The sequence below is a fragment of the uncultured Halomonas sp. genome, from assembly GCF_947501415.1.
Classification (GTDB): Bacteria; Pseudomonadota; Gammaproteobacteria; order Pseudomonadales; family Halomonadaceae; genus Halomonas.
In genome coordinates this window covers 1-12,001 of the sequence record NZ_CANMVL010000028.1, presented here as the reverse complement: position 1 = coordinate 12,001, position 12,001 = coordinate 1, and the positions used below count along the sequence as shown (strand labels likewise).

General features: G+C 64.0%; 12 protein-coding genes. 10 read left to right on the top strand and 2 right to left on the bottom strand.

What is annotated here, in order from left to right; translation table 11 throughout:
- Window positions 1-92: 92 nt before the first annotated feature.
- Window positions 93-971, bottom strand: a complete 879-nt coding sequence (locus tag Q0894_RS14210) for a helix-turn-helix transcriptional regulator (protein ID WP_299236531.1) — start codon at window positions 969-971, stop codon at window positions 93-95.
- A gap of 112 nt (window positions 972-1,083) precedes the next feature.
- Here Q0894_RS14210 and Q0894_RS14205 point away from each other — a divergent pair, with 112 nt between their 5' ends.
- The 10 genes from Q0894_RS14205 (at window position 1,084) to Q0894_RS14160 (ending at window position 11,431) form a co-directional block, all read left to right on the top strand.
- Window positions 1,084-1,788 carry an ABC transporter permease gene (locus Q0894_RS14205; RefSeq protein WP_299236530.1) on the top strand — a complete coding sequence of 235 codons (705 nt, stop codon included), beginning with the start codon at window positions 1,084-1,086 and terminating at the stop codon, window positions 1,786-1,788.
- Window positions 1,785-2,510 (top strand): ATP-binding cassette domain-containing protein, encoded by a 726-nt coding sequence (locus Q0894_RS14200; RefSeq protein ID WP_299236528.1) that lies wholly within the window; start codon window positions 1,785-1,787, stop codon window positions 2,508-2,510. Before Q0894_RS14205 ends, Q0894_RS14200 begins: the two co-directional genes overlap by 4 nt.
- A gap of 137 nt (window positions 2,511-2,647) precedes the next feature.
- Entirely contained in the window at window positions 2,648-3,424 is a 777-nt protein-coding gene (locus Q0894_RS14195; protein ID WP_299236645.1) for a substrate-binding domain-containing protein, read from the top strand.
- Between the two features lie 342 nt (window positions 3,425-3,766).
- Window positions 3,767-4,936, top strand: a complete 1,170-nt coding sequence (locus Q0894_RS14190) for an isovaleryl-CoA dehydrogenase (RefSeq protein ID WP_195688157.1) — start codon at window positions 3,767-3,769, stop codon at window positions 4,934-4,936.
- A gap of 137 nt (window positions 4,937-5,073) precedes the next feature.
- Window positions 5,074-6,681: a carboxyl transferase domain-containing protein gene (locus Q0894_RS14185; RefSeq protein WP_299236523.1), complete on the top strand. Its 1,608-nt coding sequence runs from the start codon at window positions 5,074-5,076 to the stop codon at window positions 6,679-6,681.
- A gap of 135 nt (window positions 6,682-6,816) precedes the next feature.
- A complete protein-coding gene (locus tag Q0894_RS14180; protein ID WP_299236520.1) occupies window positions 6,817-7,683 on the top strand; it encodes an enoyl-CoA hydratase-related protein in 867 nt (288 codons plus the stop codon).
- Entirely contained in the window at window positions 7,680-9,743 is a 2,064-nt protein-coding gene (locus Q0894_RS14175) for an acetyl/propionyl/methylcrotonyl-CoA carboxylase subunit alpha (protein ID WP_299236518.1), read from the top strand. The genes Q0894_RS14180 and Q0894_RS14175 overlap by 4 nt, the downstream gene beginning before the upstream one ends.
- Window positions 9,744-9,746: 3 nt before the next feature.
- Window positions 9,747-10,646: a hydroxymethylglutaryl-CoA lyase gene (locus Q0894_RS14170; protein WP_299236516.1), complete on the top strand. Its 900-nt coding sequence runs from the start codon at window positions 9,747-9,749 to the stop codon at window positions 10,644-10,646.
- 222 nt (window positions 10,647-10,868) lie between these two features.
- Complete coding sequence (locus Q0894_RS14165) at window positions 10,869-11,114, top strand: type II toxin-antitoxin system CcdA family antitoxin (RefSeq protein WP_299236514.1); 246 nt, start codon at window positions 10,869-10,871, stop codon at window positions 11,112-11,114.
- A complete protein-coding gene (locus tag Q0894_RS14160; RefSeq protein WP_299236513.1) occupies window positions 11,114-11,431 on the top strand; it encodes a CcdB family protein in 318 nt (105 codons plus the stop codon). Before Q0894_RS14165 ends, Q0894_RS14160 begins: the two co-directional genes overlap by 1 nt.
- Window positions 11,432-11,569: 138 nt before the next feature.
- On the opposite strand, the gene Q0894_RS14155 is transcribed toward Q0894_RS14160, so the two are convergent.
- The coding region (locus Q0894_RS14155) for an integrase core domain-containing protein (protein ID WP_299236511.1) at window positions 11,570-12,001 on the bottom strand (432 nt) is incomplete at its 5' end.

Genomic DNA, 12,001 nt, shown 5'->3' with positions numbered 1-12,001 from the left:
CGAATCTCGAGTGGCATCAAAAGCGCAGGCCCCAATCTGAGTAATTAAAGCCACTGGCTATATTGAAACAGCTGTCCTCGCCCCCATTTCACTCAGGCATTATGAACCACCCTGCCGAGCTCGCCGATGTCGTAGCCGCCCAGCGCCTCGGCACGCTCGACGAAGCGCGGCTCCTGCGCGAACGTCAGCAGCCGCTGAATCGGCGGTTCGAAATAGCTGCGCCGGCGCATCGCCAGGTCAAAGTGCTCCCGATGCAGCGGCAGAAAGGTCAGCCCCTGGCGCCTTGCCGCCGCTTCCACTCCGAGTCCCGCATCCGCCTCACCCTGGCGTACCGCCAGGGCGAGATCATCCTCCGAGAGAGAGGGGTGCTCGGTAAACTGCAGTCGCGAGGCATCCACGCCGGCCCGGTCCAGTAACCAGGTCAGCAGGCGCCCTGCCCCGGCGTCGGGCTGGCGATGGGCGACCCGCACCTCCGGCCGAGCCAGGTCGGTCAGACGCCGAACGCCCTGAGGATTACCTGGCGCCAGCAATAATCCCTGACGCCGGCTCGCCCAGCGCACCATCACCAGATCGCGCATGCCCCCCATCCCGAGTGCCTCGGGACGGTTGTAGTCCCCGCTTGCCGCATCCAGCAGATGCAGCCCGGCAAGCATCACCCGCCCCTCCATCAGGCGCCGGACCCCATCCCCGCTGCCCTGACACAGTAGCGCCAGCTGGGAGCCGCTCTCCCGCACCGCCCACTCCAGCAGCGGGTCCTGGCTACCGGCCAGCACCACGGGCACCGGCCGTGCCGAGGATTGATCGCCCTCCAGATGGTTCATCAGCCATAGGTCGATGCTGTGGCGAGGAAACAGCAACTTGCCCGTCACCCGCACACAGGGGATGGCTTGTTGGCGTACCAGGTCATAGACCTTGCGCTCCTTGAGGCGCAGGTAGTCCGCCACCTCGGCAGTGGTCAGGTAGGTCTGCATGCCCGTTCTCCACTTGAGCTGCATATTACTGCTTTGGAATGTTCTATTTACACTACTGCATGCATCTTGATACTGGAACGCACAAGATGCCAGTCAACCAACGGAGACCTGCATGTCCAGCGACGCCAGCGCCCTGACCACCGCTCTCAGCCTGATCCTCGGCTTCGACCCCACGCTGATGGAGATCGTGGCCCTGTCATTGAGGGTATCGCTGGTTGCCGTGCTGCTGGCCGCCGTGATCGGGCTGCCGCTTGGCGCCGCCCTGGCACTATGGCGCTTTCCAGGCCGTGGCGCCCTGGTGGTGGCGCTGAATGCCCTGATGGGCCTGCCGCCGGTCGTGGCGGGTCTCTGCGTCTATCTTTTGCTATCCCGTGCCGGGCCCCTCGGGGAGTTGGGGCTGTTGTTCACGCCAGGCGCCATGGTGGTGGCTCAGGTCATTCTGGTATTGCCGATCATCGCCGCCCTGGCCCGCCAGCAGGTGGAGGAGTTGCACCAGGAGTATCACGAACAGCTCACCTCCCTGGGGCTGTCGCGGCTACGCATGATCCCTACCCTGCTGTGGGATGCCCGCCTGGGCCTGGTCACGGTGATCCTGGCCGGTTTCGGGCGCGCCAGTGCCGAGGTGGGCGCGGTGATGATCGTGGGGGGCAATATCGATGGCGTGACCCGGGTAATGACCACCGCCATCGTGCTGGAGACCAGCAAGGGCAACCTGGCGCTGGCGCTGGGCCTGGGCATCGTGCTGCTGGGGCTGGTGGCACTGGTCAATGCGGCAGCCTATATGGTCGGCGAAACGGCCAGGAGACGACTGGGATGAACGATCTGACGGCACGCTTTGTGATCGAGCCCCCCGCTCAGAGCCTGAAAGGCGTGAGCTTCACTCATCGCGGTCAGCGCCTTCTCGGCCCCGTGGACCTTCGCCTGACCGGGTGCAAGCGCACCTTGGTGATGGGGCCCAACGGCGCCGGCAAGAGCCTGTTGATGCGTCTGGCCCACGGCCTGTTGCCCGCCACCCAGGGTCAGCTACGTTGGGAGGGGCGCGTCCCGCGCCAGGCCATGGTCTTTCAGCGCCCGGTACTGCTGAAACGCTCGGCCCTGGCCAATCTGGTCTATGCCCTGGCGGTCAACGGCACCCCGCGCCGCCAGCGCAAGGCGCGCGCCCGCGAGGCACTGGCGCGCTTTGGCCTATGTCACCTGGAACGGCGGCCGGCCCGCGTGCTCTCCGGCGGCGAGCAGCAGCGCCTGGCCCTGGCCCGCGCCTGGCTGCTCGACCCCGAGGTGCTGTTTCTCGACGAACCCACCTCCGCTCTCGACCCCGCCGCCATCCTGGCAGTGGAGAGCGCCGTGCAGGAATTCCACGCTCGGGGTGTCCGCATTCTGATGAGCAGCCATGACCTTCATCAGGCTCGTCGCCTGGCCGATGAGGTGCTGTTTCTCAACGCGGGGCGTCTGATCGAACACACCGAGGCCGTCACCTTCTTCACGGCTCCCGCCTCAAACGAGGCGAGGGCCTTTATCCGTGGAGAGCTGGTGCTCTAGCCGGCCTCTCCGCACCAACCGACAACCGCCATCGTCAACAAGCCACAACAACGACTCTCAGCAGCAAAACTCATCAGCAACACAAGGAAGCGACCATGCAATACAAGGCACGCATTGCTCTGACCGCCATCGGCCTGATGGGCCTCTCGCTGGCCGCCCAGGCCCAGGACGGAGAGAAGTACATCACCCTGGCCTCGACCACCTCGACGGAGAACTCAGGGCTTTTCGACGCCATTATCCCGCAGTTCACCGAGAAGACCGGTATCGAGGTCCGTGTCGTCGCCGTGGGCACCGGTCAGGCCTTCGAGATAGCGCGGCGCGGTGACGCCGACAGCCTGCTGGTGCACGACACCGCCGGTGAGAAGCAGTTTGTCGAAGAGGGCTACGGCACCGAGCGGGCCGACGTGATGTACAACGACTTCGTGCTGATCGGGCCCGAAGGCGACCCGGCCGGTATCGCCGACGCCGAGACCGTGGCCGAGGCGATGCAGCTGATCGCCGATGCCGAGGCGCCCTTTGCCTCTCGCGGCGACGACAGCGGCACCAACCGCGCCGAGCTTCGTCTGTGGGACGCCGCCGGGGTCGAGCCGGGTGGCGACTGGTATCGCGAACTGGGCAGCGGCATGGGCCCGACGCTCAATACCGCCGCCGGCATGGATGCCTATGTGATGAGCGACCGTGCCACCTGGGTCGCCTTCGAAAACCCCCAGAACCTCGAGTTGCTGTTTGCCGGTGATGAAGCACTCTTCAATCAGTACGGCAGCCTCCTGATTTCAAAGGAGCGCCACCCCCACCTCAAGCACGACCTGGCCGAGCAGTGGCATGAGTGGCTACTCTCCGAGGAGGGGCAGAGCGCGATCGGCGATTTCGACGTCAACGGCCAGCAGCTGTTCTTCCCCAACGCCAACCAGTAACTAGACAATCACATGGGTTATCCGGACCTATGTGATTATTGACAGCGCAGCAGGGGTGCAGAGGTGAGAGGAGCTGATCATCTACCGATGCTGCGCTGTCTTGAATCGGTCCATCGCCGGCGGCGATACGACTCTGTGCAGCGATCACCCCAGCATAAGGGCGGGTTGGGTCAGTGAGCTGGATAGGACATTCGTCGAACAGGCCATCAGTTGCACTTTACGTTAACGTAAACCTGTCCTAGTCTTGAGCCATACGGTGTTATCACCCGATATGGCCCGTTGTGCGCGTCTCCCTACCCCAGCGCTAGACGCCACAACTCAGACAAGAACGGGAGTTCCCCCATGCACACGCCCTTCAAGCCCCTCGACTTCGGCCTCGACGAAGAACTCAACATGCTGCGCGAACAGGTCAACGCCTTCGCGCGCGACGAGATCGCCCCGCGTGCCGCCGAGATCGACGAGAAGAACGAGTTCCCCAACGACCTCTGGCAGAAGTTCGGCGACATGGGGCTGCTTGGCATCACCGTCTCTGACGAGGATGGCGGCACCGGCATGGGCTATCTGGCCCACTGCATCGCCATGGAGGAGATCTCCCGGGCCAGTGCATCGGTTGGCCTCTCCTACGGCGCTCACTCCAACCTGTGCGTCAACCAGCTCAAGATCAATGCCAACGCGGAGCAGAAGGCCAAGTACCTGCCCAAGCTGATGAGTGGCGAACATATCGGCGCACTGGCCATGTCCGAGCCGGGTGCCGGTTCCGACGTGGTCTCCATGAAGCTGCGTGCCCGCCAGGATGGCGACAAGTACATCCTCAACGGCAACAAGATGTGGATCACCAACGGTCCCGACGCCGACGTGCTGGTGGTATACGCCAAGACCGATCCGGACGCCGGCTCCAAGGGCATCACCGCCTTTATCATCGAGAAGGACATGCCCGGCTTCTCCACCGCCCAAAAGCTCGACAAGCTCGGCATGCGCGGCTCCAACACCTGCGAGCTGGTGTTCCAGGACTGCGAAGTACCGGCAGAGAACGTGCTCGGCGAGGTCGGCAAGGGCGTACGCGTGCTGATGAGCGGCCTGGACTACGAGCGCACCGTGCTCGCCGCCGGCCCCATCGGCATCATGCAGGCCGCCATGGATATCGTGGTGCCCTATATCCATGAGCGTAAGCAGTTCGGCCAGTCCATCGGTGAATTCCAGCTGGTACAGGGCAAGGTGGCGGACATGTACACCACCCTCAACGCCTGCCGTGCCTATCTCTACGCCGTGGCGGCTGGCTGCGACCGTGGCCAGACCTCCCGCAAGGACGCTGCCGGCGTCATCCTTTACTGCGCAGAGAAGGCCACCCAGGTGGCACTGGATGCCATCCAGCTGCTGGGCGGTAACGGCTACATCAACGAATACCCCACCGGCCGCCTGCTGCGCGACGCCAAGCTCTACGAGATCGGTGCCGGCACCAGCGAGATCCGCCGCATGCTGATCGGCCGCGAGCTGTTCAACGAATCTGCCTAACCACCGCCGACTCCATGTAGGAGCCCGATTTATCGGGCGATTCGCTGACAGGCCGTCTGTCGGCGCCAATCGCCCGGGAAACCCGGGCTCCTACAAAGGACCTATCCGGCCCAGGTCATCGAATACAAGGATTCGCTATGAGCATCCTGCAAACCCAGATCAATCCGCGCAGCGAAGGCTTTCAGGCCAACGAAACGGCGATGCGTGATGAGGTGATGAAGTTGCGTGAGCTCACCGCCGCCATCGCCCAGGGCGGCGGCGAGAAGGCCCGCGCCCGTCACGAGAGCCGCGGCAAGCTGTTCGTGCGCGATCGTATCGACCACCTGGTCGACGAGGGCTCTCCCTTTCTCGAGTTCTCGGCGCTGGCCGCCCACGAGGTCTACGACTCCGCGGTGCCCGCCGCCGGCGTGGTCACCGGCATTGGCCGCGTCTCCGGCGTGGAGTGCGTGATCGTCGCCAACGACGCCACCGTCAAGGGCGGCACCTACTTCCCGCTCACCGTGAAGAAGCATCTGCGCGCCCAGGAGATCGCCCGCAAGCATCGCCTGCCCTGCATCTACCTGGTCGACTCCGGCGGCGCCTTCCTGCCCCGCCAGGACGAGGTCTTCCCGGATCGCGACCACTTCGGCCGCATCTTCTACAACCAGGCGACTCTGTCCGCCGAAGGCATCCCGCAGATCGCCGTGGTAATGGGCTCCTGCACCGCCGGCGGCGCCTATGTGCCGGCCATGGCCGATGAATCGATCATCGTGCGCGAACAGGGCACCATCTTCCTCGGCGGTCCGCCGCTGGTGAAGGCCGCGACCGGCGAGAGCATCAGCGCCGAGGACCTGGGCGGCGCCGATGTGCACGCCAAGAAGAGTGGCGTGGCCGACCACTACGCCGAGAACGATGCCCACGCCCTGCAGCTGGCCCGAGCCAGCGTGTCACGCCTCAACTGGCAGAAACGCGGCCAGCTGAAGATGCAGGAGCCCAAGGCCCCGCGCCTCGACCCCAGCGAGCTCTACGGCATCGTCGGCACCGATCTCAAGAAGCCCTACGACGTGCGTGAGGTGATCGCGCGCATCGTCGACGACTCCGACTTCGATGAGTTCAAGCGCTACTACGGCGACACCTTGGTCACCGGCTTCGCGCATATTCACGGCCATCCGGTGGGCATCGTCGCCAACAACGGCGTTCTCTTCTCGGAGTCCGCGGTCAAGGGCGCCCACTTCATCGAGCTGTGTGCCCAGCGCAAGATTCCGCTGATCTTCCTGCAGAACATCACCGGCTTCATGGTCGGCTCGAAGTACGAGCATGAGGGTATCGCCAAGCACGGCGCCAAGCTGGTCACCGCGGTGGCCTGCGCCAAGGTGCCCAAGTTCACCGTGCTGATCGGCGGCAGCTTCGGCGCCGGCAACTACGGCATGTGCGGCCGCGCCTACGACCCCAACCTGCTGTTCATGTGGCCGAATGCGCGAATTTCCGTGATGGGCGGCGAGCAGGCCGCCGGCGTGCTGGCTCAGGTCAAGCGCGAGCAGATCGAACGCGAAGGCAAGCAGTGGTCTCCGGAAGAGGAAGAGGCGTTCAAGCAGCCCACCCGCGAGCAGTACGAGCACCAGGGCCACCCCTACTACGCCAGCGCACGGCTGTGGGACGACGGTGTCATCGACCCGGCCCAGACCCGCGATGTGCTCGGCCTGTCGCTCGCCGCCGCCATGAATGCCGAGGTCGAAGAGACCAAGTTCGGCGTGTTCCGGATGTGATCTCCCTTGCCACGCAAGGGAGGTGGTAGGAGCGCGATGTGTCGCGCGAACCGCCGCTCTGCGGCCAACCTGGACGCCTTCGGCGTCATTCGCCCGACAAGTCGAGCTCCTACACCCAACGCAGAGACGATTGCTATGTCAGCTACCCCCTCCTACTCAAAACTGGACGTCGATCAGCGCGGTGTCGCCTGGCTGACGCTGGAACGCCCCGAGATCCACAACGCCTTCGATGACAGCCTGATTGCCGAGCTCAACGCCCATCTGGAGCGTCTCCACGAGGCCGCCAGCAAGGGTGAGGTACGCGTGGTGGTGCTGGGCTCCGCGAGCAAGAGCTTCTCCGCCGGGGCCGACCTGGGCTGGATGAAGCGCATGGTCGAGTACGACGTCGAGGGCAACCTCGCCGACTCGCGCAAGCTCTCGGCGTTGATGCACGGCCTCGACACCCTGCCCTGCCCCACGCTCTGCCGCATGCAGGGCGCCGCCTTCGGTGGCGCCGTGGGCCTGGCCGCCTGCTGTGACCTGGTCGTCGCCTCCGAGAAGGTCAAGTTCTGTCTCTCCGAGGTCAAGATCGGCTTGTCACCGGCGGTGATCAGCCCCTATGTACAGCGCGCCATCGGCCCTCGCCAGATGCGCCGCTATGCGTTGACCGCCGAGGTCATCGATGCCCCCACTGCCCTGGCACTCGGCCTGGCCCATCGCATCGCCCCCCATGACGAACTCGATGAGGCCGTGGAGGCAATGCTCGAAATACTGCTGGCCGGCTCGCCCCAGGCCCAGCGCGCCACCAAGGCGCTGCTCGCCGATGTGGCCCGCGAGCCCGACAGCGATGCCACCCGTGAACATACCTGCCGGGTGATCAGCGAGCTGCGCGTCAGCGAAGAGGGTCAGGAAGGCCTTGCCAGCTTCTTCGAGAAGCGTCGCCCCGCCTGGACGCAACCCTCTACTTCCGAAGAACCTGTTTCCAGAGAACAGAACCCCCATGCCGCGGAGCCCCGCTCATGACCACTGAAATGAAGAAATTCGATACGGTACTGATCGCCAACCGCGGCGAGATCGCCTGCCGGGTGATGCGCACCGCGCGCGCCATGGGGCTGCGCACCGTCGCCGTCTACTCCGATGCCGATGCCAATGCCCGCCATGTGCGCGAGGCTGACGAGGCCGTTCGCCTGGGGCCGGCTGCCGCTCGCGACAGCTACCTGAAGGTGGAAGCGGTAATCGAGGCCGCCAAGCGCACCGGCGCCGGCGCCATCCACCCCGGCTACGGCTTCCTCTCCGAGAACGGCCCCTTCGTGGACGCCCTCGACAAGGCCGGCATCACCTTCGTCGGCCCGCCCGCCTCCGCCATCGCCGCCATGGGCGACAAGTCTGCCGCCAAGGCGCGCATGCATGACGCCGGTGTACCGCTGGTGCCGGGCTACCACGGCGACGACCAGGACGACGCCCTGCTCAAGGCCGAGGCCGACAAGATCGGCTATCCGGTGCTGCTCAAGGCCAGTGCCGGCGGCGGCGGCAAGGGCATGCGGGTGGTCGAGTCCAGCGACGGTTTCCAGGCCGCCCTGGACGGCTGCCGCCGCGAATCCCAGGCCGCCTTCGGCGACCAGCGCATGCTGATCGAGAAGTACCTGACCCAGCCGCGCCACGTCGAGGTGCAGGTGTTCTGCGACAGCCACGGCAACGGCGTCTACCTGTTCGAGCGCGACTGCTCCGTGCAGCGCCGCCACCAGAAGGTACTCGAGGAGGCACCCGCGCCGGGCATGAGCGCCGAACTTCGCCGCGAGATGGGCGAGGCCGCCGTGCGCGCCGCCAAGGAGATCGGCTACGTGGGCGCCGGCACCGTGGAGTTCCTGCTCGACTCTTCACAAGGTCAGGACGGCGCTTTCTATTTCATGGAGATGAACACCCGCCTGCAGGTGGAGCACCCGGTCACCGAGATGATCACCGGCCAGGACCTGGTCGAGTGGCAGCTGCGCGTGGCCATGGGCGAGACGCTGCCGCTGGCCCAGGACGAGCTGACGATCAGCGGCCATAGCTTCGAGGCACGCCTCTACGCCGAGGACCCGGAGCAGGACTTCCTACCCGCCACCGGCACCCTGACCCGCTTCGCCCTGGACCTCGAGGGCGCGGGACTGGATGCCGACAAGGTGCGCCTGGACAGCGGCGTGGAGAGCGGCGATGCCGTCTCCATGCACTACGACCCCATGCTCGCCAAGCTGATCGTGCACGGCGGCGACCGCGACCAGGCACTCGCCACCCTCAACCGCGCGCTGGCCGCACTGGACGTGCAAGGGGTGGTGACCAACCGCGCCTTCCTGCAGCGCCTGGCCACCCACCCGGCCTTCAAGAGCTGCGATCTCGATACACGCTTTATCGAGAAGCACGAGGAGAGCCTGTTCGCCCCGCGTGAGATCACCACCGAAGCCTACGCCTCGGCGGCCCTGATCGGCCTCAAGCAGCTCTCCCGGGAGTGCGAGAGTGACTCCCCCTGGGATCGTCATGACGGCTTCCGCCTTAACGCGCCTAACACCATCCGCATCGCCCTGTGTGCCACCGGCCACGACCTCAGCCGCGCCCAGGCACCGGATGCCGAGGAGGTGGTGGTGGTCGAGGGCCGTCGCGAGGCCGCCTCCGGCCCCTGGCAGCTGGTGATCGGCGAGCGCACGCTGACCGCACGCATCCAGCACCTGGAAGGCGACGCCGTGGCGGTCACCCTGGATGGGCACCGTCGACGTCTGCAGGCCCGCCTGGCCGACAACGGCGTGGTGGTGATGGCCGACAGCAGCGGTGAGACCCGCCTGTTCTGGCGTCGCATCGATGCCATCGACCATGGCCAGCACGAGACGGAATCCACCCTCACCGCCCCCATGCATGGCACCGTAGTGGCGCTGCTGGTGGAGCCGGGCCAGAGGGTCGAGAAAGGCATGCCGCTGATGGTGATGGAAGCGATGAAGATGGAGCACACCATGGCCGCCCCCGCCGACGGCCATGTGGAGAGCTTCCACTTCGCCGCCGGCGACACCGTCGGCCAGGGCGACGTGCTGCTCGAGTTCGCACCGGAGGAGTAACCCATGGCATTTCCCAAGCAGGTACGCCTGGTCGAAGTCGGACCCCGCGATGGACTGCAGAACGAGTCGACGCCGATCGCGACCGACACCAAGCTCGAACTGATCGACCGCCTGGGCGCGGCCGGCATCCGCTATATCGAGGCGGCCAGCTTCGTCTCCCCCAAGTGGGTGCCACAGATGGCCGACCATCGCGAAGTGATGACCGGCCTAAAGCGACGCGATTGCGTCACCTACGCGGCGCTCACCCCCAACCTCAAGGGGCTGGAAGCGGCACTCGAGTGTGGCGTCGAGGAGGTTGCCGTATTCGGCGCCGCCTCCGAGGCCTTCTCCCAGAAGAACATCAACTGCTCGGTAGCCGAGTCTCTGGCCCGCTTCGAGCCGGTGCTCGAGCGCGCACGTGAAGCCGGAGTGCGGGTCCGCGGCTATGTCTCCTGTGTTCTGGGCTGCCCCTACGAGGGCGAGATCGCCCCCGCCAAGGTCGCCGAAGTAAGCAAGGCACTGTATGACATGGGCTGCTACGAGGTCTCGCTTGGCGACACCATCGGCACCGGCACCCCGCTCACCGCCAAGCGCATGCTCGAGGCGGTCAGCCGCGACGTGCCCATGGAGAAGCTCGCCGCCCACTTCCACGACACCTATGGTCAGGCGATCGCCAATCTCTACGCCGTGCTCGAGGAAGGCATCGCTGTGGTGGATAGCTCCGTGGCCGGCCTGGGCGGTTGCCCCTACGCCAAGGGCGCCTCGGGCAATGTGGCAAGCGAGGACGTGGTCTACCTGCTCAATGGCCTCGGCATCGAGACCGGCATCGACCTCGACGCCCTCGCCGCTACCGGCACCTGGATCACCCAGACCATCGGCCGCCCCAACCGCTCCAAGGTGGGTGTAGCGCTCGCCGCCAAGTAACTGCCGCGCCAGAACGAGAAAGCCCCTGAGCCAGAATATCGGTTCAGGGGCTTTCTATTGTAGCGATCAGTTACTTTTGCTGGAGTTTAACGCCTTGGTTTTGCGGCGAGCCGGAGCGCTAGCCCAGGCGCGCCCATCAACAGCCGCTGGCTTAATGCTTGAATGCGCATTGATATGCGCATAGACTGAAGTCATGCATTAAACAGACACTTGGAGGCTCCGATGACCGAACTCTACAACGCAGCCGCACCCAAAAAAGCAGCTAACCTCTCAATTAATAGCGATTTGCTGCGTAAGACTCGGGAACTGAACATTAACTTGTCCGCTACCCTGGAGCGAGCCCTGAAAGAAGAGCTTTCCAAACGCGAGGCAGCCCAATGGGTCGAAGAAAATCGCGCTGCGATAAAAAGTTACAATGATTTCGTCGAACAAAACGGATGCTTCGGCGACGAATTCAGGGAGTTTTGATGGCACAGTTTGATGTGTATCTCAACCCAAACAAAGCCAGCAAAGCTCACTATCCTTACCTCGTCGATATTCAAAGCAGCCTGCTGAGCGAACTAGCAACTCGAATCGTCATTCCATTGGGAAAACGGACCGCCTTTGGTAGCGAAGCCATGCAAGGCCTCACACCGGAAGTCAGCTTTTTCGACCAGGAACTTCTGTTGTTAACCCCACAAGTTTCTTCAGTTCCAAAAAAGCATCTCAAAAATCCGGTTGGTTCTCTATCGCATTTCAGAGACCAGATTATTGGGGCTCTGGATCTGGCCATCACTGGCATTTAACGCTTTTGTTTAACAACACCCCGACAGTGGCACCCGGTGCCGGCCCAAGGGCGGAACGAATCACAGCGGCTTGTTAGGCCGGCGACGCACCGACTGAAACCATAACAACCACAACCCAAATTCCAAGCACTGTAGTGGTCAAGTGTTTTTGGCCACCGAATTTTGAGCATTCCAGTAGTTCTTTTCTGCTACATTCGGCGGCAGTCCATCGTTATGCCTGTGCGGCCTTAGGCTGCTGTAGTAACCGATCATATAGTCAGTGACAGATTGCTTCGCCGACCCAAAATTGGGGTAGCCAATCTCTGGCATCCATTCCGTTTTCAGACTCCTGAAGAAGCGCTCTGTCGGGGCATTGTCCCAGCAATTCCCACGGCGACTGAGACTCTGTGTCATCCGGTAGCGCCAGAGTGTCTGTCGGAATACCAGGCTGGTGTACTGGCAATCCTGATCCGAATGAAACAAAATGTCCGGTGGCTCTCCACGCGATTCGTAGTGAACCGTACCGGCTTTCTCGGAGACCCGTTGGTTTGAGTCAGGCCACCTTCTTGGCTTGACTCTGTTGCTCATAGT